The sequence below is a fragment of the uncultured Agitococcus sp. genome, from assembly GCF_937920075.1.
Taxonomy (GTDB): Bacteria; Pseudomonadota; Gammaproteobacteria; order Pseudomonadales; family Moraxellaceae; genus Agitococcus.
On the sequence record NZ_CALETI010000329.1, the window covers coordinates 1 to 24,132 of the forward strand.

The window sequence follows — 24,132 nt, forward strand, 5'->3', positions numbered from 1 at the left end:
CTGTATTCCGCGATGCTACATACAGGCTACAGCTAAAATTAATGGTTTCGGCAAAGGCCAATGAATTTATTAAACCATGACCTAACAAAAAACCGCCTACATATAGCTTTTGAAAACGCATCATCACACCCAAATTTATTAGATTTGGGTGCAATATTATGCTAATTAACTTAATACAACCTTAAAGCTGAAAAATATTGATAAGCATTTAAGATTGTGGCACTAAAGATGACACTTGCTCACCACGCTCAAATACCACATTTGCACGGCCAACTAACAAAGGATCAATAGATCCTACACGTTTCAAATCTTTTTCGGTATAAGGCAATCGATGCAACACATAACGCATAGCATTTAATCTAGCCCTTTTTTTACAATCCGATTTAATTACTGTCCACGGGGCATCGACTGTATCTGTATAAAAAAACATCGCTTCTTTAGCTTTTGTATAGTCATCCCATTTATCTAAAGAGGCTAAATCTATAGGCGATAATTTCCAATGTTTGAGTGGATGCGCTTGTCTTTCACGAAAACGACGACGTTGTTCACCACGGCTGACCGAAAACCAAAATTTAATCAAATGAATGCCACTACGCACTAAGTTTCTCTCAAATTCAGGAGTTTGGCGCATAAATTCACGGTACTCTTCAGGAGAACAAAACCCCATTACACGCTCTACACCTGCACGGTTATACCACGAGCGATCAAATAAAACGATTTCACCTGCGGCTGGAAAATGCTGTACATATCGTTGAAAATACCATTGTCCACGCTCAGTCTCTGTTGGTTTTTCTAAGGCTACAACCCTTGCACCACGAGGATTTAAATGCTCCATAAATCGTTTAATTGTTCCGCCTTTGCCCGCTGCATCACGCCCTTCAAAAATAATAATGACTCGTTGCCCCGTTTCTTTAACCCATGCTTGTAATTTAAGTAATTCGACCTGTAGTTGATATTTTTGCTTTTCGTAATTTTTACGCAACATCAAATTTCGATATGGATAACCACCTTCACGCCAATCTTCAGCCAACTCATCATCCATTTTTTCGGGTAATTTTGGACTTTCTTCCAATAACTCAGCTAATAAGCTTTGACGCAAGATTTCTGCATCATCAGGTGAAACACCCTCTAAAAATGTTTTTAAATTTTTTGCTAAACTAGAAGCATCTACATGGTTATTACTCAATATATCTTGCAAAGCAACAACTTGTGCCTGCTGAGCTGCTCCAATCGCTTCATTAACCGTATGCTTATCAATTTGTGCTGACTGTAAACTTGGTGCTATATCACCTTGTGCCACACGTCGTGTGCGTGTACGTTTTGGACTATTATTGGTGGATGATGGTTCAGATGCAGTGACGGTTAATACTTGCTCTTGTGCCATAAAATTACCCCACAGTTGATTTGATAAAAATATCTGTAGGGCAATTTGACGGTGGTTATATCTTGTATCCACTACTATATGTTATTTAAGCCCTACTCGGATAATCATAAACCCATTAAAGACTTACTTCTAGTAGGGGAATTAATTTCGTTATGGCGCATCTTGTGATAGATATTGCATTGGTTTTGATACAAATTAAACAACCAGAACTTTGGCAAAATTAACTAGCTCTTGCAACATAAAACCTTTACTTTGACTTCGTTCAGTGCACCTAAAAAGACAACGAATAAGTGTTAACCATTTCCAAAGTTGCTCTTATCAGTTATGCTCCAAACCTTTATGCAACTGATGCACACCACGCCACACCAAAAACACGCACACAGGCACAGATAAACCAACCCACAACTCAGGATGAGTTAACCAGCCCATATCGGCCACAGAATGAACAACATATTTAATCAAACCGACTAAATAATAACTAATCGCCGCAACCGACAAACCTTCAACCGCTTGTTGCAATTGTAATTGTACTTTACTACGTTGATTCATTGACTGAAGCAAGGCTTGGTTTTGTGCCTCTAGGGTTAGATCAACACGGGTACGTAATAACTCACTAGCGCGATCAATCCGTTTAGACAAATCATCTAAATGGGTACTCACCGATTCACAGGTTCTAAACGCAGGCGTTAAACGGCGTGGCAAAAATTCATTAAAGGTTTGTAAACCTGTCACTTCTTGCTCGCGCAAATCTTCTAAACGACTCATCACCAAATCATAATAGGCACGTGCAGCGGAAAACCTAAAATTACTATCGGCAATTAACTGCTCAATACGTGCTGCCAAAGCCGATAATTGACTTAATAAACGTCGCTCATCTTCTAAACCATTAATCGCATTAATTTGTTGATTAATAATTGCAAGTTGTTTATCCATAGTAGCCACTTCGGGCGCAACCGAACGTGCTAGCGGAAATGCTAATAACACCATCATTCTATAGGTTTCTAATTCAAACAAACGGCGTACCAAACGACCTGTTTGACAAGGATTTAAACCATTATTTTGAATTAAAATTCGGCCAAAACCATCGCTATGAATCCGATAGGCTGTCCACAATCGTGCTTGATTGTCACCCACCCACGAGCTAATTAAACGATGGCCTTCAAAATAATGGCGAATACTATCAGGCAAATTACCTTGGGCAGGCATCGGGACAATATCAATATGTTGGCCACTGATAATTTGACCTGTTAAGCCTGATAACCACGTTGACGGTAATAACGATAACGCCGTATGAGCAAATGGCTCTAATTTATCGGCACGATGAATGACGGTATAAGTGGAAAACTCATTATGACGTTCCCAACGCAACTCAAAACCACCAAAGCCTTGGTAATAACAGGATGATCCACGCGCTGGCGGTGGTACGGCATAACGTTCACATAAACTTTGCAAATGCTGATATTCAGCCTCGGCATTTTGACCATGATGCAAAATAGCCACTTGTGAGACACTACTGCCTACTTCCAACACAGGAAAAGGTCGAGTATGCAATTCGTTAAATAAACGTTCACGTTCAGGATGAAAATGTAAGGCTTCTACATTTAAAGATGACATAGCATGTGTGCGACTCAACATAGCAGCATTTAAAAAATCAGTCATAATGACAATAATTCCTACGCAAAAATGGACAACTGTATTATTTTACCGCAAACTTAATGCCAATATTTAATTTACTTAGGACTTACTCAGTTATTGCTTATTTCGATGAAATGCGTAAGTTCGATTACTTTTGAAGAATAACAGCCATGTCAGGAACTTTATTTATTATCTCAGCCGCTTCTGGGACAGGAAAAACAAGCTTAGTTAAAGCTTTATTAGAAAACTGCCCAAACTTAAAAGTGTCTATTTCCAACACCACACGCAACAAACGTGCAGGTGAGCTTGATGGTGTGCATTACCACTTTACCGCCAAAGAGCAATTTGTTGACATGATTAGCCAAGGGGCATTTTTAGAACACGCCGAAGTTTTTGGCAATTATTATGGCACTGCTCGCCACATGGTTGAGGAAAACTTACATCAAGATATTGATGTGATTTTAGAAATTGACTGGCAAGGTGCACAACAAGTTCGCCAAAGTTATCCCAATGCTGTGTCTATTTTTATTATGCCACCCTCTCGTGATGCTTTACGCCAACGTTTAGAAAATCGTGGTCAAGACAGTGCCGAGATCATCAATCAACGACTCAATGGCGCGATTAGTGATATGAGTCATTTTGTTGAATTTGATTATGTCGTGATTAATGATGACTTTGATATTGCCCTCGAAGATTTGATTGCGATTGTCAAAGCTTCTCGCTTACGACAAAACATTCAAGTTATTCGTCATGCAGATCGCATTCAGGGCTTGTTGTCGAATTAATACTCGCCTACAATCAAGGGTTCGCTACTATTATTCGGACTTACGCGCTAATTGTAATGAGCTGCGTAATCCTGTCTTGCCAAAAAGAGGTCGACGACATGGCTCGTGTTACTGTAGAAGATTGTTTAGGTGCGGTCGAAAACCGCTTTGAATTGGTATTGCTTGCTGCTAAACGCGCTCGCCAATTGGCAACTGGCAACAAAGAGCCATTCTTACCTTGGGATAACGATAAACCCACCGTTATGGCTTTACGCGAAATTGCAGAAGGTTATGTTGACCGTCACCTTTTATCGCAAAAAGTTGAAGAAGAACGTGATAACGAACCTTATTTAGCCTTAGATACTAGCACTTTCTAACTCCAATGCAGATTAAGGGACAACTTCCCTTAATCTCCCTTTTTTGAGCCAACGATGAATACTGGTATAGATGTCCTCTGTCAACATCTGAACAGTTATTTGGCCGAAGACCAAATTGCTGCGGTACGTGCCGCCTATTTTTTTGCCGAACGCGCCCACGGTTCACAAATGCGTCGTGATGGCACACCCTATATTACCCATCCTTTAGCCGTCGCTGATATTCTTAGTCAAATGCACATGGATCATCAAAGCTTGATGGCAGCTATGCTCCATGATGTGATTGAAGATACAGGCATCAGTAAATCTGAGCTAAGCAAAATGTTTGGTGAAGAAGTCGCCGAATTAGTGGATGGTGTGACAAAGCTCGAAAAAGTCGGTCATATTTCTAAAGCCGAAGCCCAAGCCGAAAACTTACGCAAAATGATGTTAGCCATGACCCGAGATATTCGTGTCATTATTGTTAAATTGGCTGACCGTTTACATAATATGCGTACCTTGGATGTGCTTAAACCCGAAAAACGCAAACGTATTGCCCAAGAAACCTTAGATATTTATGCCCCACTCGCTAATCGTTTAGGCATGAATGATGTGCGTGTCGAACTAGAAGACTTGTGTTTTTTTGCACTCTTTCCACTACGCGCACCTTTAATTCAAAAAGCGGTTAAAGTTTCTTATCAAAATCGTCAAGAAACTATGGCGTTTATCAAACATAGCCTAGAAACTAGTCTTAAAGCTGCTGGGATTCATGGCCGTATTCTCCCTCGTGAAAAACACTTATTTAGTGTGTATCGACAAATGAAAGAAAACCATTTGTCTTTTCACGAAATTATGGATGTTTATGGCTTTAGAATTGTTGTGGACACACTAGACAGTTGTTATCGTACTTTGGGTGTGGCGCACAACCTCTTTAAGCCTATTCCCAATAAATTCAAAGATTATATTGCCATTCCCAAAGTTAACGGTTATCAGTCTTTACATAGTATTTTAAAGGGCAAACGTGGCGTGCCTATCGAAGTTCAAATTCGTACCGAAAGTATGGAAGCAATGGCCAAGTATGGGGTTGCTGCCCATTGGCTCAATCAAGACCGTGTTGATAATCGCGCCCAAGCTCATGCTCAAGAATGGATGTCTCATTTACTTGAGCTACAACAAAATACAGGCGACTCTTTAGATTTTGTCGAAAACGTCAAAACCGATTTATTTCCTGATGAAGTTTATGTTTTTACTCCTAAAGGTCGAATTTTAACCCTGCCCCAAGGCGCAACACCTGTTGATTTTGCCTATGCCGTGCACTCTGATATTGGCAACAGTTGTGTTGCTGCCAAAGTGGATGGCCGTTTAGCACCATTAAGTCAAATTTTAACGACAGGTCAAACCGTTGATATCATTACTGCTGCGGGAGCTATGCCTAATCCCCATTGGCTCAATTTTGTCATTACTAGTAAAGCCCGCAGTAATATTCGTCAGTTTTTAAAGAGTCAACAGCAAGATCAATCAGTTGACTTAGGTCGTCGTTTATTAGAAAAATCACTAGCAGCCTATGGCACAAAACTGTCAAAAATTGATGCTAATATCTTACAACTTGTACTACATGAGCTAAATTTTTCCACACTCGATTTATTGTTAGAAGATATTGGTTTAGGCAATCGTGCACCGCAATTAGTCGCACAACGTTTGTTGCCTGACAATCCTCAAGATGCCTCACGTCATCACAAACGCCGCCTTGCCATCAAAGGCACAGAAGGCTTAGTTTTATCCTATGCCCGATGTTGTTATCCTTTACCCGGTGACAGTATTTTTGGTCATCTTAGTGCAGGACGAGGTATCGTTGTTCATCGGGATGTATGCCATCATTTGATTAATGAATTACGCAACAATCCTGATAAATGTGTTCCTTTGCAATGGGCGAAGGAAGTCATCCGCGATTTTTCTAGCGAATTAGCCATCGAAGCGGTAAATCAACGAGGTATTTTGGCCGAAATTACCCGTGCATTAGATTTACACGAATCTAATATTGAAAGCATTAATAGCAAACAAGACTATGATCAAGGTCATGCCACTATTCTGATTGGTATTAGTGTCAAAAACCGTATTCATTTAGCACAAATCATCAAACGTCTACGTATTCTAAATGGCATCGAAAAAGTTACCCGCGTCAAACACTAAAGCCTGTTGTATTCATCTGTTTTTCCTTGCCTTTCGTCCAAAAAACTTACAAAAAAACATGAAATTCATCAACAAAAAAGCTATAATCGGTGCCATTAATTATATACAACTTGGTTAGTAGGCATATTGATTGATGGTAAAACACCTTTATCGTTATTTTTTGATGATCGTAGTTTGCTACTTAAACTTGGTTTTAAGCACAAATACATATGCCACCTCACCCAATGTTGCTTTATTTTATGGGGCTAATCCCCCTCTCAACGAACTCCGTACCTTTGATATTGTCGTGGTTGACCCTGACCATGCCAACATTGAGCCACAAACCTATAATTCTGAATATAGCCAACTATTTGCCTATGCCAGTGTCGGCGAAGTTCACCGTAGCAAAGCCTACTTTAAGCAAATTCCTAAAAACTGGCTAAAAAGCAAAAATCAGGCATGGGATAGTTATGTCCTTGACCAAAGCTCACCTGAGTGGCCAAACTTTTTTGCCGAACAAGTGGTTGCTCCGCTTTGGGCAAAAGGCTATCGTGGCTTTTTTTTAGATACTTTAGATTCTTATCAATTAATTAGTCAAACTCAGCAACAACGCCAAGCCCAAGAACAGGGGCTAATAAATACCATTAAAACCATTAAACAACGTTGGCCAGAGGCTAAATTAATCTTTAATCGTGGTTTTGAAATTTTGCCACAAGTCCATGATGCTGCCTTTATGGTGGCTGCCGAATCTCTATATCAAAGTTGGAATGCAGGCGCAAACCAATATCAAACTGTTAAAAGTGAAGATCGTGCGTGGCTGCTTAATCAATTACAGCAAGTCAAAAACAACTATCAATTGCCTATTTTAGTGATTGATTATGTACCTAATGCCGAGCGTGAGCTTGCTCGACAAACCGCCAGCAAAATTCGTCAAGAGGGTTTTATCCCTTGGGTAACAACAGGCGATTTGGATAGCTTAGGTGTAGGTAATTTAGAGGTTTTACCTCGTAAAGTATTGGTAATTTATAACCCCAATGAAGCCCCCGACCTACACTATCATGATGCAGTTCGATTTTTAGGTGCGCCATTGGCTTATTTGGGCTTAGTGCCTGAGTTTATCCCCTTTAATAGCCAACTTCCCAATAAAAATTTAGTCGGACGTTATGCTGGCATTATTAGTTGGATTAATAGTGATGATATTGCCAATAATAGTACTTATCCCCAATGGTTAAGCCAACACATCAAACAAGGACTACCTATTGCCATTTTTAGCCGTTTTGGCTTTTCTGCCGAGACAGGTTTATTTAATCAGTTGGGTTTACGCAGCGTTGATGTTAATAGCAATATTCCGCTACAAGTCAAGCACACTGATAAAATGATGGGCTTTGAACTGCCTGTGGTTGCCCGTGCCGAAGAGTTATATGGTGTGCAATTACAATCAGCAACACAGCCTTTACTCACCTTACATAATCCTCAAACTCAACAAAATTATCATCCTGCGGCCTTAACCGATTGGGGTGGATATGTCCTTGCACCTTATACCGTGGATGTTCTACCAGCTAAGGAAGGTGGCGAACGCTGGTTAATTAATCCGATTAGCTTTTTAACCAAAGCCTTAAAACTGGATGAACAACGCCCCATTGCCGATGTGACTACCGAAAACGGCCATCGTTTATTAATGGTGCACATAGATGGTGATGGCTTTATGAGTATTGCCGAACGTGCAACTCGACCATTTAATGGCCAAGTATTGTTGGATGATTTTTTTAAACGTTATCAAATCCCCACTACCATGTCGATTATTGAGGGTGAGTTAGGTGCAGAAGGTTTGTATCCACAACAATCCCCTGCTTTAGAAAAAATAGCACGCGATATTTATGCTTTACCGTGGATAGAATTGGCTAGCCACTCTTATTCACATCCCTTCTTTTGGAGTAAGGCACAACAAAGTGCCGATGATGAGGGCAATTACGAAAGCTATCATTTACCCATCAAAGGCTACAAATATAAGGTTGAACGCGAAGTTGCTGGCTCCATTAATTATATCAATCAAAAACTTGCTCCAAAAAACAAACAAGTTAAAGTATTTTTGTGGACAGGTAACTGTGTTGCTACTCCCGAAGCATTGGCTGAAACCGTTAAAACAGGGGTGTTAAATATGAATGGTGGCGATACCACCATTACTCGTTCTAATAATTCATGGACGCGTATTGCAGGATTAGGTCTTAAAAAAGGTAATAACTTCCAAGTATTTGCGCCTAATCAAAACGAAAACGTTTATACCAATTTGTGGACAGGCCCTTTTTATGGTTTTGAGCGCGTGATTGAAACCTTTGAATTAACCGACAAACCCTATCGTTTTAAACCAATTAATATTTATTATCACTCTTATTTGGTCTCTAAAACAGCAGGAGCCAATTCTTTACATAAAATTTATCAATGGGCATTAAAGCAACCCATATTACCTATTTATAGCTCGGAATATATTCAAAAGGTTTTAGATTTTAACGACTTAGCGATTGCACGCAGCCCACAAGGTTATCGTATTCGCGGCAATAATCAATTAAAAACCTTACGTTTTAATCATCCTCAATCCATTGATTTTAATCATAGTCCGCAGTTAATGGGCTTTAATCACCATAATCAAGAGCGATATTTGCATTTAGCGAACAATAATCTTGATATAAATATACAAGACACGCCTTCTACACTTGCCTATATTGAATCAGCTAATGGGCAAATTAGCCAATTTCAACGCTATCTAAATAGTGTAACTTTTAATATCAAAAGTTACCAACCACTGCGTGTCAGTTTTGCCAATAGTCAAAAATGTGTACTAAAAGCCAATGACAAAGCACTCAAAACACGTCAACAAAATTCCCGTTTATTGCTGGAGGTAGATGCTCATGAGCTTAGCTCGCTCAGACTTTCCTGCACTCCCTGAACGTTTAAGGTTTGCCACGACAGGACAAATTTTGGGTTTTGGGTTATTAACCCTGCTAACTTTTATGGTGATTTATCCTGAACACACCTTACAACGTCATTTAGAACGCTCGGCACGCACAGATAATGTCAGTATCGCTTATTTATTTGCTTGGTTAAAAGCTGATGCAAACGATCATCATTTACGCATTTTGTTAGCACAGCGTCTCTTTGATAAAGGAGAGATTTCTCAATCTCGACAAGTGCTTAATCCAATTTTTAAAGTCAAAGAATTAAGCACTGAACAAGAAAGCAAAGCGAATATTTTGTTGTTAGATATTTTAGAACGTCAGTTATGGACTTATCAGCCACAAAGTGCCACTTTTAATAATGCACTCAAGCAGTATTTGCGCCAATTACGCAAAATTAGTTATTACTCATGGCCGCAAGCTCGCTTAGAAAAATTTGCCAGTAATGCTTATGCGTTTGCCGATTATACCTTGGCCAAAGAACTTTATTATCAGTTAATTTTTAGTGCCTCAGCGGTCAATCCACAATGGTTTGAAAAGCTTGCTCAACTTTATATGGTACAAGGCCAATATCGCTCTGCTGCGCGCAGTTTTTTTCAGGCTATGCCCTACTGTACTAATTTAACGCAACGCAAAACATTTTTTTTGTCAGGCGTAAAAGCTTTGCAAGCAGGCAATTTAGTCAATGATGCCCTTGCTGCGGGGCAAATGTATGTGGGTGTGTTTATTCATGATGCCGCCACTATTGAATTTTTAGCACGTTTAGCCTTATCGGCCAATCGCCCCGATATTGCTCAATATTATGTTGCGTTACTGCTCAAACAACGCATTAACTCGCCATCCACAGGAGCAACCCCATGAAGTGGCTGTATGCGCTTGGCTTGTGTACTTTAAGTTTAGCCGCTAGTGCCGAAACGCTTGATATTGCCCAAGAAGCAGGCAGTCCACAAGCTCAGTTTGATGATTTACGTTATCGTTTAGGTTTTGATGTATATCTAGCAAATAAAAATCTACCTGCCGCATGGCAAGTTGCCAAAAAAGCAGTATCGGTAGAGCCTAATAATTTATTTTGGTTAGAACGTTTTGCCCAAGTTTCTGAATGGCTTGGCAAACCTGAAGAAGCTCTGCCTATCTGGTTACGCTACGCACAAAAAACAGGTCAACAATCGGCTTGGGATAATGTTAAACGTTTGGCCATTGGTTTATATGACGATAAAGCACTCCTCATCTATCAACAGCGTCAAGTTGGTTTAAAACCCAATGATGCCGCCGAAATAGAGACGCTTGTGCAAATTTATGAGCGTTTAGGTGAATCTGTTGCTGGCTTAGATTTTTTGGCACAACTTCGACACAAAAGCCAAGCCAAACGCGCCCTACTAACCGCCGAAGCTAATTTGGCTGAACGTGCAGGCCAAGACGAGCGCGCGATTAATGCTTATTCTCAACTCATCAGCCTATTTAAACCTGTTGACCAAACATGGTTATTAAGACGTGCCGCATTGTGGTATCAGCGTGGCAAATTAGTCGAAGCATGGCAAAGTTTGTCTGAATTAGAACATCATATGCCCGATCGCGCCCAAGATTACTGGCATACTTATGCTGAGTTATCCAGATTATTAAACAAAACCGATATTGCTCAACGTGCTTATCAAAAACTTACTGAGGAATTTTTATTTGTTGATGGTGATTTGATTAATTATGCCACTCTAGAAACCGAAAAAAATCCACTTAATGCGGCCTTTTTAAGCGAGTTATCTTATCGTTTATACAAACGAGATAATGCCGTTCTAAGTTTGTTATATGCCTATCAAAAAGCTAATTACCCACAAGGCATAGAGCGTTTTTTGAGCTTATTAACCACAGAAGAACTGCAAAAATTTGAACAAAACCCCTTATTTTTAGAGCAACGTGGTCAATTTTATTGGCAACAAAAACAATTAGTAAAGGCGCAAGCTGACTTTGAACTGGCTCTTAAATTAACCCCCAAACAAAGCCGTTTATTAAATGCTTTAGTGGGTGTTTTGATAGAGCAAAACAAACGCACTGACTTAAATACGGTATTACAAGCGGCACACCGCCAAGCGCAACGTCAAGCTGCTTTATGGCAAGTATGGGCAAATGGGTGGTTATTTTTACAAAAGCCACAACAGGCGTTGCCGTTTCAATATGCTTATTATCAAAGCAATCCTCAAGATAGTTTAGCAGGTTTAAACTTAGCCGAGCTCTTGGCCAATACAGGTGCAACTCAACAGGCACAAGCCTTACAACAACAAATTTGGCAACAACGTCAACAGCGTATTCAGCAAGAAACAGACGGACGTTTGCAACAATTACAACAACAACTGTTTGCTTTACAACTTAATCAACAAACAGGTGATGCAAGTCAATTATTGTTAGCACAACATCTTCGCCATCATGCCTATCAGCAATTTGAACATGAGATTTATTTAGGGTGGTTGCTCAATCATCAGCATAACGACCGCGCTCAACAATTAATTGCTCAACACGCGCACAAATCAACTCCCAGTTGGGCTAGCCTAAATTTAGCCTTACAGCAACAAGACCAAAATCAACTGAATCACTTATTGTCTAATCAGCTTGCCAACTTGCCAATTTATGATCGTATTGAAGCCGCCATACGTGTCAATCGTGCAGATTTGGCCGAAGATTTAGCCTTTAACACGCAAGACGATTATCCTAATGACGATGAGCTACATCGCCGTTATCGTGATTTATTCAGCGAGCGTGGTCATACCGTTGATATTAGCCACAAACAGCAAGAATTAGGTGCGTTACAACGGCAAAATACCACAGTAAGTTGGACAACACCCCTCAACAAAGATTGGCGTTTACAAGCAGATATTGAACAAAATCAATATCAAAGCTTAGACCAAAGTATTTTTAGCAATGATTTAGCGAGTCAACAACGCCTCGCTTTCACGGCTATGTATCATCGCCAACAACAGCAAATTTCTGTACAAATTCAACAGTGGCAACATGAACTTGGTTGGGCTATTAAACAGCAATATAAACTTGATAGCCGTTTGAGCTTGGGCTGGCAGTGGCAACAGCAACAAACAAGCGAAGACAGTACGGCATTGTTAGTTGCAGGCAAAAAGAACCGTTTGGCGGTAAATGGCACTTGGAATATTACAGGCCGAGAGTATGTGTTAGTCGATATTGCCCAAGATGATTATTTAACTCAGTACGGCGACAATTTGGGTTCAGGCCAAATTTCTCAATTACAAGTTGGTCATCGTTTATTTGCCGACCAACTCGATCATGTACTTAAACTGGGTTATAGCCTCGGCCAATTTAGCACTAATACCCAAAACCTAGATCAGCGTTTAAGTTCTCTCACGGTCGCAGGACAATCGCTCAATAGCCAGTTTTACATTCCTCAAGACTATCAACAATGGTCTTTAATGTGGGCATTTGGCCAAGTCAATCCTCAACAATATCAACGCGGTTGGCGTGTTTTGGGCGAATTGGGTGTTAATCATGCCAATACCAATGGTTTAGGCTTTGCAGGTCAGCTAGGTATTCAAGGTTCAATTTTCGGTAACGACCGTTTGCTACTACAACTGCAACGTAGTCAAAGTGGTCAACAAAATGGCGAGCAAGGCCAAACTTGGCAGCTCAGCTATCGTTTATTTTATTAAAGGAGCAATGCTTCATGTCTAAATTTTCACTCAGTGCTTTGGTCATTGGTCTATCTTTATTACAAGGTTGCTCAACCCTACACACGACACCCAAAACCACTAAATTAGATACTTCCGCACAATGGGTATTAGTGCCATCTATTAACAACACCGAAACCCCACAAGCAGGCGCACGTTTGGATAGCATTACCGCCAGTTTATTACGAGTGAATGGGGTTAACCAATTAAGCGTCTATCAAAGTAATAACAACAACGAGAGTCTGTTTGACTTGGCTGACCGCCGTAATCAAGAACAAGCTCTCAATGCCGTCAAAAGCACAGGTGCAAAATATGCAGTGGCGGCCAGTGTGGATGAATGGCGTTACAAAGTTGGCTTGGATGGAGAACCTGCGGCTGGTGTCACCGTCAATATTATTGACTTAAGCACAGGTCAAGTGGTGTGGTCAGGTACAGCCGCCAAAACAGGTTGGAGTCGTGAAGCAGTGAGTGCTATTGCCCAAAAAACGGTTGATCAACTGTTAAAAAATGCGTTAAGCCGTTAATGATTTAGGTATTTGACCATGTTGCATTTGTTTACTCGCCGTCAATTAGCTGCTGCCTTTGCCCCCAAACAAGCAGGACGGCTAATGGTTGTCGAAATTGTTTTGTTTACCTTAGCAACCATTGCGATTGGTGCATGGTCAAATCCTAAAGACCCATTTATGGTGCATCTGCCCTTTCCTTGGTTATGGTTAGCCCCAACAATCTTAGCCTTGCGTTATGGCTCATTAGCCGCTATTGGCTCTATTGGTATTATTTCTTTGTCTTGGTCGGCTTGGGATACATTGAGCAACAATACTGAGCTTTTTCCTGCCCACTTTTTTATGGGTGGCTTAATTTTAAGTTTGCTTGCAGGCGAGTTTGCCGATGTGTGGATTGTGCGTTTAAAACGGGTACGAGAAGCGAATGGTTACTTAAATGAGCGTTTAGAGTCATTAACCCGTCGTCATTATTTGTTAAAACTCTCTCATGAGCGTTTAGAGCAAGATATGTTGACTAAACCCATGACCTTGCGTGATTCGTTAAGCCATATGCGCCAAGTGATGATTGAGGGCGGCTTTAACACCGACAAAAATCCTTTGCCACATGCGGCCGATTTAATCAATTTACTCGCACAAACTTGTCAATTAGAAGTCGCCAGTTTATACAGTATTCACAACGACAACATTAATGCCAGTGCAGTCACCCATTTGGGTAGTGTTCATAGTTTTAAAGTCGATGACCCTTTAGTCAGTTACGCGCTTGAACACAAAAGCCTCGCACATCTACAAACCGAACAATTAATGGATAGCCATAGCAGTCAATATGTCGTTGTTGCACCATTGATTGCCACTAATCAACAATGTTTTGGTTTGTTGACCGTAGAGCGTATGCCTTTTTTATCACTCAATTCAGAAACCCTGCAATTTTTGAGTGTGTTGTTAGGCTACTATGCCGACAATGTCAAAGTTATTCCTCAAGCCATGAAAATTTTGCGTGATAACCCTAAATGCCCGCTCGACTTTGCTTCTGAATTATTAAGATTAGAGCGCGTTCAACGTGAAAGTGGTTTGCCATCTAGTATTGTCGCTTTTGTGCTTTCAGACAGTGTCCATCGCCAAGATATTTATGCCGAAATGGTTCGCCAACGGCGGCAAATGGATATTGCGTGGGATATTCGTTTATCAGACCGAGATATTCTAATTACCCTCATGCCACTACATGGTGATGCTGCCGTAACAGGTTATTTATTACGCACACAAAAATGGCTCAAAGATATGTTTAATTGCAGCAAATTTGCAGATGCACAAATGACACCCTACACTGCTCTCGTTAATGAACGACCTGCGGCTGATTTACTCAATCACTTGCTAGAACGTTGTTTAGTCAAACAAAGTTAAGGGCGAATATCATGCTAAGCACCAATGGCAAACTCGTCACACTTGCAGTTAGTTTAGAGTTATCGGCTATTGCACTATTGTTTTTATCAAGCAATAGCACATGGTTGATTTATCAATACTTTTTTCTTCATGCCTTAGCATCCTTAGCCATTACGCCTGTTGCATGGACATTAATGCCTGCCAACTACAAACAACCACGCTTATGGGTAATGTTTTTATTATTTAGTTTAAGTTTTTTTATTTCTATTATTGGTTTGTTTGGTTTTGCCATTGGTTCTTTAGTGGCAAGTCGGTTGCCTTATTTTAACAATACTCACCAAATCAAAATTGTTCACAGCCCCGAATATGAGCTTCCTAAGCATAACAACGAAACAGGTTGGCGATCTGCTCGCGTGCGTCAGCAACTCACCGACAAAGACACGCCTGTAGAATTACGCATGAAAGCCTTATTATCCTTGCAAAATATGCCAGCTCGTCATGCCTCGAGTATTTTGCGCGAAGCCCTTAGCGATAGCTCTGATGATTTACGTTTATTGGCTTATGGCATGTTAGACAGCCGAGAAAAACATATTACTCATCGAATACAGCTCGCTTTAATCAGTTATCAAAAAGCCATATCAAATCAAGAACGTTATTTACCTGCACGTGAGTTGGCCGAATTATATTGGGAATTGGTCTATCAAAACTTAGTACAAGGCGACATGCGTAACTTTGCTTTAGAGCAAGTACAAAAATACACTACCGAAGCACTCAAAGAAAAAGTCAAAGATGCAGGTTTATGGTCAATTTCGGGACGAATGTGGACGATTCGTGGTGATTATATCCGTGCAACAGGCTGCTTTAGCACTGCCATTAAGCAAGGTTTTCCCTTAGCACGCGCCGAGCCTTATTTGGCTGAATTAGCTTTTTTACGTCAAGATTATCAAACCACCAGACGCATTATGAAAAACCTTAACGAACGTGAAGGTTCGAGTCCTCTATTAATGACTGCCGATTATTGGAGCAAATAACATGACCGTTATTAAACAAGGACAATCGGCAGATATTGGTTTATTACTCGAAGGCACTTACCCCTATGTCAGTGGTGGCGTTTCGAGTTGGGTTAACCAAATTATTAAAGGCTTTCCACAATATACCTTTGCCTTATGTTTTATTGGTAGCCGCCCAGAAGATTATGGTGATATGCGTTTTCAACTGCCTGATAATGTTGTGCATCTCGAAACCCATTATTTGCACGAAACACATAGCAAACCACCTGTGATAAAACGCAAAGGCAACCCACAAGTTTTTAAAGAGATTCGTTGTTTGCATGACCTATATCGGCATCCCGAACAAATGCAGCAACAAGAAACATCATTACTGAACAGCATAATGAATCATCGTCTTGCTGGCCGTTATGCCGAAGATGATTTTTTATACAGCAAAGAAGCATGGGATTACATTACCGAACAATATCGCGCTCACTGCACCGATCCATCTTTTGTCGATTATTTTTGGACAATTCGCATCATGCACGCCCCCATTTGGCGACTAATGGCTTTGACCGAAAGTTTTATTCCCGTTAAAGCTTTTCATACCATTTCTACAGGTTATGCAGGTTTTTTGGGTGCGTTAATGAAACAAAAAACCGGCAAACCGCTAATTTTGTCTGAACATGGGATTTATACTAAAGAACGAAAAATCGACCTTTTTCAAGCAGAATGGATTCGTGATAATCGAGGCACACTGGCTAAAGACTCCAGCGAAGTTGCCTATTTTAAAAATTTATGGATTCGCTTTTTTGAAGCCTTAGGCCGCGATTGTTATCATCATGCCGATAGAATTATTGCCCTTTATGAAACCAACCGTTTACGCCAAATTAAAGATGGTGCGCCTGCTGAACGCACCGAAAATATTCCCAACGGCATCAACCTACCCCATTTAGAAAAAGTTCGGCAAAACCGCAGCGACACAATCCCCATGACCGTTTGTTTAATTGGTCGTGTTGTGCCAATCAAAGATATTAAAACCTTTATTCGTGCCATGCGTACCGTTGCCAATCAACTACCACAAGTTGAAGCGTGGATTGCAGGCCCCGAAGATGAAGACCCCGAATATGCTGCCGATTGCCATAGTTTGGTTAATGGTTTAGGTTTAAACGATCATGTCAAATTTTTAGGCTTTCAAAAAATTGATGAATTGCTGCCCAAAGTTGGCTTATTGGTACTTAGCTCCATTTCGGAAGCTTTACCCTTAGTTATTTTAGAGGGTTATGCCGCAGGCGTACCGTGTGTATCAACCGATGTCGGTTCATGTCGGCAATTAATAGAAGGCTTAGGACCGATTGATAAATCTATTGGTGAATCTGGCATTGTCGTTGGTATCGCCAACCCCACCGAATTAGCTGAAGCCATTATTGCCCTATTAGGCGACCCAGAACGTTGGCACAAAGCACAAGCCGCAGGCATTACCCGTGTTGAACGCTATTACACTCAAGAACAGATGTTTGCTCGTTATCGTAGCGTCTATGAACAAGCCTTAAACCTGTCACAACAAGTCACTTGCCCAAGAGGAAAACGCTAATGGCTGGTATTGGTTTTGAGTTACGCAAACTACTACGCAGAGATAGCTTATTAGGCATGTTACAAGCTTATGCTTATGCAGGCATTATCAGCTCTGGGCCTTGGGTATTATCCATTGTTGGCATTTTAGTCATTGGTTTAATGAGTGCCGCGATTGTTGTACCCGAATTTTTGATTACTCAATTTCAAGTGAGTGTCACTTATCTTGTTGCTTTAAGTTTAATTTTAACTGGCTTTGTTCAACTGGCTTTTACCCGATTTACCGCTGACCGACTGTTTGAAAAACGTGCCGATATTATTTTACCCAATTTTAATGGTTTATTATTTGGGGTAACCGCAATTAGTGGCTTTTTAGGCACATTGGCTATCCTATTTTTATTTCCACAACAAAGCATTATGTATCGTTTATTAATGTTAGCGGGATTTGTGGTGTTATGTGATATTTGGATTGCCACCATCTTTTTGTCAGGTATGAAACAATATAAAGCCATTTTAAATTGTTTTGCCGTTGGCTATGGGGCAACCGTCTTATTCGCCCTACTATTAAGAAACTACAAACTAGAAGGGTTATTAGGTGGATTTGTTTTAGGTCAATTTATTTTATTAATTGGCATGGTGATTTTAATTTTACGCAACTACCCTTCTAGCTACTTTATTGCCTTTGATTTTGCCAAAAAACGACAGTTTTTTTGGAGTTTAGTCTGGGTAGGCTTTTTTTATAATTTTGGTTTGTGGCTCGATAAATTTATGTTTTGGTTTTATGAGCCAACTAGCCAACCTATCATTGGCCCATTACGCGCCTCATTAATTTACGATATTCCTGTTTTTTTGGCTTATCTCTCAATCATTCCCGGCATGGCGGTATTTTTAGTTAAAATGGAAACCGACTTTGTTGAATTTTATGATAATTTTTATAATGCCGTGCGTGAGGGTGGCTCATTAGAATACATGGAAAAAATGCGTAACGAGATGGTGTTTACCATTCGTCAGGGCATTTATCAGATTATTAAAATTCAAGCCATTACCACCTTAGCGGTGTTTGTGGCTGGCGAAATTATTCTTAATTTCTTAGGCATTTCTTTACTGTATTTACCGTTATTATTTGTCAATCTGATTAGTGTCGGTTTACAAGTTGTCTTTTTAGGTATTCTTAACGTCTTTTTTTACTTAGATAAACGCCGTATCGTTTTATTACTCACCGCGCTGTTTGTGCTATTTAATGGCATATTTACCGCAATTACCTTATATTTAGGCCCTAAATTTTATGGTTACGGTTTAGCGGCTGCTTTATTAGTGTGTATTATGATTGGCTTCCGCTTTTTAGACCGCGTTTTTGAAGAGTTAGAATACAGCACATTTATGTTGCAATAATACCCTCACCCCAACCCTCTCCGACAGGGAAAGGGAGGCAAAACTTACTGGAATTATTATAGGAATTTATATCATGTCTCGTACCATTATTAGCACTAGCCATGCCCCTGCCGCGATTGGCACTTATTCTCAAGCCGTTAAAGTGGGTTCTACCGTGTATTTATCAGGTCAAATTGCTTTAGACCCACAAACTATGCAACTCAAAGAAGGCATTGAAGCCCAAGTCGTACAAGTATTTGACAACTTAAAAGCTGTCTGTGAAGCCGCTGGTGGTAGTTTGCAAGATATTGCCAAAATCAATATTTTCTTAACAGACTTAGCCAACTTTGCTTTAGTGAATGAAATTATGGCACGTTATTTTGTACAGCCCTATCCTGCTCGTGCAGCCGTTGGGGTGGCTTCTTTGCCACGCGGCGCACAAGTCGAAATGGATGGAGTGATGGAGTTGGCTTAAACGCTTCGACAGTCTTAAATTTTTATATAGGAATGATAAAATGACACGTTATATTTCTACTTTATGTGCTGCACTGTTAGCATTATCTGGCGTTAGTTTGGCACAGGCGGACACTATTTTAGGTATTTATGCCAGTGCTGATTATTGGCAATATGATGGCAAAGCCGATGTTGCGCAAACCAATAAAAATAAAAGCAATTTTGTGTTTGACCAAAAGAATCAAGCCTCTTTGTCATTGAGTATTGAACATCCTGTTCCGATTGTGCCAAATATTCGTTTACGTCATACCGCATTACAAGGCAACGACACCAAAAAAGTGGCTAGCTTTGAATTTGCTAATTTTGTCTTTAGCCAAGACGTAAATCTTGATATCGACCTGACCAGTACCGATATGGTGTTATATTATGAAGTGCTCGATAATGTCGTCAGTGCTGACATTGGTATTGCAGCAAAGCTGATTGATGGTGATATTGTTGCCAAAGAAGTAAATGGCCTCAACAAAAAAACCGTTAGCATTAAAGAAACCATTCCTATGGCTTATGTTTCAGCACAAGCCAAGCTTCCACTGACAGGCTTGAGCGTCAAAGCCGATGTTACAGGTGTCAGTTACAATGGCTCTAGTTTAAGTGATGTCCAAGCCGAAATTATGTACAATTTTGTGGATAATGTAGCGATTGATATTGGCATCAAAGCAGGCTATCGCCAAATCAGCGCCACATTAGAAGATGTTGAAAGCACTGATGCAGATATTGAATTTAAAGGGCCTTATCTTGGCTTAGAAATGCACTTCTAACAAATAATAGTTATCCGTCCTAAGACTAGGACGGATTTTGTTAATAATCTCGTCTCCAAACTCTATTTTATTAATGCTCAAGAGCTGCAAAATTTGCCTCATAAGCTGCTAGGTTATCGCCTCTAAATCCGCTACTATCAAACCAAGCGTAGGATGGGTTGAGGTACGAAACCCATCTTATTGATTTAGATAAATCGTGGGTTTCCTTCGTCAACCCGCGCTACGACTCAGGGAGATTAAGGCGATGAGCGAAAGCAATCTTGATGTCCACGCACCATTACGTGATGATGTGCGTTTAATGGGCAGTTTATTGGGTGAAACTTTACGTCAGCAAGTTGGCCAAAGCTTGTATGACAAAGTTGAGCTAATTCGTGTCTTGGGCAAACAAGCCCGAGACGGCGATAAACAAGCGAGTCAACAACTTAACCAAGTATTATCCGCGCTGAGTGATGAAGAACTTTTGCCTGTTGCCCGTGCTTTTACCCAATTTCTCAATTTAGCCAATATTGCCGAACAATATCACCATGTTCGCCGTCATCGAGCATGGGAACGACTTGAAGGTTCACCCGCACAAGCTGGCTCAATTCGTGAATTACTACCACGTTTATTAGCAAAAGGCTTAACCCCCGAACAAATCTGGCAAGCCATTCAACAACTCGATATTGAGCTAGTTTTAACAGCTCACCCCACTGAAGTCAGTCGCCGTACCCTGATTCAAAAATACGATAATATTGCCGAGTGCTTACAAGCCCTTGATTATGTTCATCTAACACCAATTGAACGCCAACATCAACTCGACAAGCTCAAACGCCATATTATTGCAGCATGGCGCACTGATGAAATTCGTCGTCAACGCCCCACTCCTGTCGATGAAGCCAAATGGGGTTTTGCGACTATCGAACAAACTTTATGGTATAGCATTCCACAATTTCTGCGTGAGTTTGATGGTGTTGTTTTTGAGCATACAGGCCATCATCTGCCCTTAACGCATGCACCCATTCGTTTTGCCTCATGGATGGGCGGTGACCGTGATGGCAATCCCAATGTCACTCATGCCGTGACTCAAGAGGTGTTATTGTTATCCCGTTGGCAAGCGGCAGACCTTTATTGGCGTGATATTGATGCCTTGCGTGGCGAATTATCCATGCAAGATTGTAGCCCTTCCCTACGTGCTGTGGTGGGCGATAATTGCCGTGAACCCTATCGCGAGTTATTGCGCGGGGTGCGTGATCGTTTGGCGGCAACTCGTGATTGGCTCACTGCACGTTTACGTGGTGAGATTTATGATGATAGCCAAATTTATCAACACAGCGAACAACTTTTACAACCCTTATTATTGTGTTATGAATCATTAATTAGCTGCAATATGGCCGACATTGCCCATGATGAACTTGCTAACATTATTCGCCGTGTCGCCTGTTTTGGTTTGCAACTGCTCAAGCTCGATATTCGTCAAGAATCGACCCGACACAAAGATGCGCTCAATGCCATTACCGATTATTTACAACTGGGTGATTATCAAGAATGGAATGAAACACAACGTCGTGAATTTTTACTGCAAGAACTCAATAATCCTCGGCCTTTATTACCTCGTCACTTAAAAACACAGGCAGATAGCTTAATTAACCAAGCCCCTGTACAAGAAGTTTTGGCGACGTTTAAGATGTTGGCACAACAACCCTCGGAGTCATTGGGTGCGTATGTGATTTCGATGGCCAAACAAGCTAGTGATGTTTTGGCGGTAATGTTGTTACAAAAAGAAGCCGAAATTGCCCAACCGATGCGTGTTGTACCGTTATTTGAAACCTTGGCAGACCTCAACAATGCGGCTCAGTGTTTAGATGCCTTATTAAGCATTGATTGGTATAAACAAGCGATTAATGGTCATCAAGAAGTGATGATTGGTTACTCTGACTCCGCCAAAGATGCAGGCTTTTTAACCGCCAATTGGGCACAATATCGTGCCCAAGAAGAACTGACGGCGGTTGCCAAACAACATGGCATTAAACTGACCTTATTTCATGGTCGTGGTGGCTCCATTAGTCGTGGTGGTGCGCCCACCCATCAAGCATTGTTGTCTCAACCCCCTGAATCGGTACAAGGAAAAATTCGCGTCACCGAACAAGGCGAAATGATTCGTTTTAAATTTGGTATGCAAGGCATCGCCTTACGCAATTTGGAGTTATATGCAGCAGCGACTTTAGAGGCAACCTTGCTCCCTCCTCCTACAGCTAAAGCAGAATGGCGCGAATTGATGACTCGCATGACGCAAACTTCTTTAGCCGTTTATAAAGAAACGGTTCATGGCGAGCCTGAGTTTATTCGTTATTTACGCACCGTCACGCCTGAGCTAGAACTACAAATGTTGCCACTTGGCTCTCGCCCTGCTCGCCGTCAGATGAATGGAGGCATTGAATCGTTACGTGCGATTCCTTGGGTGTTTGCATGGACACAAGTGCGCTTAATGTTGCCTGCATGGTTAGGCACAGGTCGGGCATTGAGTCATGCCATGCGTGATGGTTACACGCCTGTCATTAAAGACATGCGTGAGCATTGGCCATACTTTCAAACCTTGTTAGATATGCTCGAAATGGTATTAGCCAAAGCCGATTCAGCAATTGCCGCACATTACGAACAACAACTGACAGATGATCCTGCTCTACACAATTTAGGGCAGTTGTTACGTGCGCGTTTAGAAAAAACCATTAAAATTTTATTTAGTATCGTTGAACGACAAGAATTATTAGCCTTAGCACCTGTGTTAAAACGGTCAATGACGGTACGGATTCCGTATATTTTGCCGTTACACATGCTACAAGCGGAACTGATGAAACGTCGACGCATTTTAGCGCAAGAAAGCACGGTTTATGACCATGCTTTAATGGTCACTATTGCAGGTATTGCCGCAGGTTTACGCAATACGGGTTAAATAGCACTCTAACAGTCAGGAATGAATTTTTGAATATTCAAATTCGGGATAAATTTATAATGTTTATCATTTGCCGTGATTAATGTTTCTCCAAACTGCACGGCTGTTGCTGCAATTAACGCATCTGCCATTTGCATGGAATGACTTAACGCATAAGCCTGTACATAAAATGTTGCTCGTGAAGAAATTTCTTGGTCAATGTGAATAATATGTACATTCCAATAATGTAGAGCCTTTTGTAATTGGCTACTTTCCTGTTTATTTCTCATACCTTGCAACAATTCCATATAGGTCACAGAAGAAATTGAAAAAGGAAGATGAGATTCTATACAGTCTTTTGCGGATTGTTTTCCTCGTAAGTACCAAATCAGAACATCTGTATCAATAATCAAAACTGTCGTCCTTTTCTCATTTCTCTTACCGTATCGTCCACGCTTAAATGATTGTCGTGTTCTTGCCACATACCAAAAATATTGACTTCTTCGTTTTGTGGTTGAATTGGAACAATTTTTGCGAATGCTGTCCCTCGATAAGTGACAATCACTTCTTGTCCATGTTGGACTTGGTTAATAATTTTTCCTGACTGTGTGCGTAGTTCTTTGGTTGAAACTTGCATGATTCACCCTCCAAGTATCTACTTTAAAGTGTACACTTAATCAATTTTTATGCAAGTATTTTGCTATGTGGCAATATCGTGTACTAAGACATGTTATGATGAGAAAAAGAGTGTTTAGCTTATTTTATGATTGATGTTTATATAAAAATAACCACTCAAGGAATTTTTCTTCGTCCTATTCATCAAAATAAACAAGAGCGTTTAAATAAACTGATGAAATTCGCTGGCTGTGGTCAAGCCCTTGTAGATAAAAAAATCCTGATTTAACAGTTAAACAACTTCGTGAAGATAGGGACGCATGGACATATTTAAGTTAAATTCAAGCCATTTCCTGAATAGACAAAATTTCTAAATTTTTCATTTCAGTAGAATTACAAACATCTATTTTGTGATATTTTTTACTTTCTGAATCATATAAATAAACACATTGAATCGCATCAAATGGTATATTACCTATAATTGTTGCTTCAACTTTTGGGTAGAATTTAAAATTATATCCATTCTTTTCACCCTCTGTTTTCCATTTTAAATATAAATCTTCTCGATTGATATAATTAACGCATTTATCTGT

At 40.5% G+C, this 24,132-nt stretch carries 20 protein-coding genes; 15 read left to right on the forward strand and 5 right to left on the reverse strand.

All coding sequences use genetic code 11. The features are described 5' to 3' along the window. Positions 1–208 precede the first annotated feature (208 nt). Both ppk2 and Q0212_RS11365 read right to left on the reverse strand, forming a co-directional pair. The gene (ppk2, locus tag Q0212_RS11360) at positions 209–1,384 is read right to left on the reverse strand and encodes a polyphosphate kinase 2 (RefSeq protein WP_297925541.1); all 1,176 of its coding nucleotides are present in this window, start codon (positions 1,382–1,384) and stop codon (positions 209–211) included. A 318-nt stretch (positions 1,385–1,702) separates the two neighbouring features. After that, positions 1,703–3,043, reverse strand: a complete 1,341-nt coding sequence (locus Q0212_RS11365; protein WP_297925543.1) for a DUF3422 family protein — start codon at positions 3,041–3,043, stop codon at positions 1,703–1,705. A gap of 146 nt (positions 3,044–3,189) precedes the next feature. Between Q0212_RS11365 and gmk the strand changes: the two genes are divergently transcribed. The 14 genes from gmk to ppc all read left to right on the forward strand — a co-directional run bounded on the left by gmk (position 3,190) and on the right by ppc (position 22,945). Then, entirely contained in the window at positions 3,190–3,804 is a 615-nt protein-coding gene (gmk, locus tag Q0212_RS11370; protein WP_297925545.1) for a guanylate kinase, read from the forward strand. Between the two features lie 98 nt (positions 3,805–3,902). Further along, a complete protein-coding gene (gene rpoZ, locus Q0212_RS11375; RefSeq protein ID WP_297925547.1) occupies positions 3,903–4,160 on the forward strand; it encodes a DNA-directed RNA polymerase subunit omega in 258 nt (85 codons plus the stop codon). A 54-nt stretch (positions 4,161–4,214) separates the two neighbouring features. Beyond that, positions 4,215–6,326, forward strand: coding sequence for a bifunctional (p)ppGpp synthetase/guanosine-3',5'-bis(diphosphate) 3'-pyrophosphohydrolase (locus Q0212_RS11380; protein WP_297925550.1), 2,112 nt, complete (start codon positions 4,215–4,217; stop codon positions 6,324–6,326). A gap of 133 nt (positions 6,327–6,459) precedes the next feature. Continuing rightward, on the forward strand, positions 6,460–9,249 hold the full coding sequence (locus tag Q0212_RS11385) for a bifunctional glycoside hydrolase 114/ polysaccharide deacetylase family protein (protein WP_297925552.1): 2,790 nt from the start codon (positions 6,460–6,462) through the stop codon (positions 9,247–9,249). After that, positions 9,212–10,117, forward strand: coding sequence for a hypothetical protein (locus Q0212_RS11390; protein ID WP_297925554.1), 906 nt, complete (start codon positions 9,212–9,214; stop codon positions 10,115–10,117). Before Q0212_RS11385 ends, Q0212_RS11390 begins: the two co-directional genes overlap by 38 nt. Continuing rightward, positions 10,114–12,918, forward strand: a complete 2,805-nt coding sequence (locus tag Q0212_RS11395; protein ID WP_297925556.1) for a tetratricopeptide repeat protein — start codon at positions 10,114–10,116, stop codon at positions 12,916–12,918. The genes Q0212_RS11390 and Q0212_RS11395 overlap by 4 nt, the downstream gene beginning before the upstream one ends. Before the next feature lie 14 nt (positions 12,919–12,932). Then, positions 12,933–13,460: a DUF4136 domain-containing protein gene (locus Q0212_RS11400; RefSeq protein WP_297925558.1), complete on the forward strand. Its 528-nt coding sequence runs from the start codon at positions 12,933–12,935 to the stop codon at positions 13,458–13,460. A gap of 18 nt (positions 13,461–13,478) precedes the next feature. After that, positions 13,479–14,837, forward strand: coding sequence for a PelD GGDEF domain-containing protein (locus Q0212_RS11405; RefSeq protein WP_297925560.1), 1,359 nt, complete (start codon positions 13,479–13,481; stop codon positions 14,835–14,837). Between the two features lie 11 nt (positions 14,838–14,848). Then, positions 14,849–15,847, forward strand: a complete 999-nt coding sequence (locus tag Q0212_RS11410; protein ID WP_297925563.1) for a hypothetical protein — start codon at positions 14,849–14,851, stop codon at positions 15,845–15,847. Position 15,848: 1 nt separating this feature from the next. After that, positions 15,849–17,399, forward strand: a complete 1,551-nt coding sequence (gene pelF / locus Q0212_RS11415; protein WP_297925566.1) for a GT4 family glycosyltransferase PelF — start codon at positions 15,849–15,851, stop codon at positions 17,397–17,399. Then, positions 17,399–18,769, forward strand: a complete 1,371-nt coding sequence (gene pelG / locus Q0212_RS11420) for an exopolysaccharide Pel transporter PelG (protein ID WP_297925568.1) — start codon at positions 17,399–17,401, stop codon at positions 18,767–18,769. The genes pelF and pelG overlap by 1 nt, the downstream gene beginning before the upstream one ends. Before the next feature lie 73 nt (positions 18,770–18,842). After that, positions 18,843–19,223: a RidA family protein gene (locus tag Q0212_RS11425; protein ID WP_297925570.1), complete on the forward strand. Its 381-nt coding sequence runs from the start codon at positions 18,843–18,845 to the stop codon at positions 19,221–19,223. A gap of 40 nt (positions 19,224–19,263) precedes the next feature. Next, positions 19,264–20,016, forward strand: a complete 753-nt coding sequence (locus Q0212_RS11430) for a TIGR04219 family outer membrane beta-barrel protein (protein ID WP_297925572.1) — start codon at positions 19,264–19,266, stop codon at positions 20,014–20,016. Positions 20,017–20,260: 244 nt separating this feature from the next. Next, the gene (gene ppc, locus Q0212_RS11435; RefSeq protein WP_297925574.1) at positions 20,261–22,945 is read left to right on the forward strand and encodes a phosphoenolpyruvate carboxylase; all 2,685 of its coding nucleotides are present in this window, start codon (positions 20,261–20,263) and stop codon (positions 22,943–22,945) included. Between the two features lie 8 nt (positions 22,946–22,953). On the opposite strand, the gene Q0212_RS11440 is transcribed toward ppc, so the two are convergent. Continuing rightward, complete coding sequence (locus tag Q0212_RS11440) at positions 22,954–23,406, reverse strand: type II toxin-antitoxin system VapC family toxin (protein ID WP_297925575.1); 453 nt, start codon at positions 23,404–23,406, stop codon at positions 22,954–22,956. Then, positions 23,334–23,561, reverse strand: coding sequence for a type II toxin-antitoxin system Phd/YefM family antitoxin (locus Q0212_RS11445; RefSeq protein ID WP_297925578.1), 228 nt, complete (start codon positions 23,559–23,561; stop codon positions 23,334–23,336). Before Q0212_RS11445 ends, Q0212_RS11440 begins: the two co-directional genes overlap by 73 nt. A 126-nt stretch (positions 23,562–23,687) precedes the next feature. Here Q0212_RS11445 and Q0212_RS11450 point away from each other — a divergent pair, with 126 nt between their 5' ends. Beyond that, positions 23,688–23,828, forward strand: coding sequence for a hypothetical protein (locus tag Q0212_RS11450; RefSeq protein WP_297925580.1), 141 nt, complete (start codon positions 23,688–23,690; stop codon positions 23,826–23,828). Between the two features lie 52 nt (positions 23,829–23,880). Here the strand turns inward: Q0212_RS11450 and Q0212_RS11455 are convergent. After that, the coding region (locus tag Q0212_RS11455) for a hypothetical protein (protein ID WP_297925582.1) at positions 23,881–24,132 on the reverse strand (252 nt) is incomplete at its 5' end.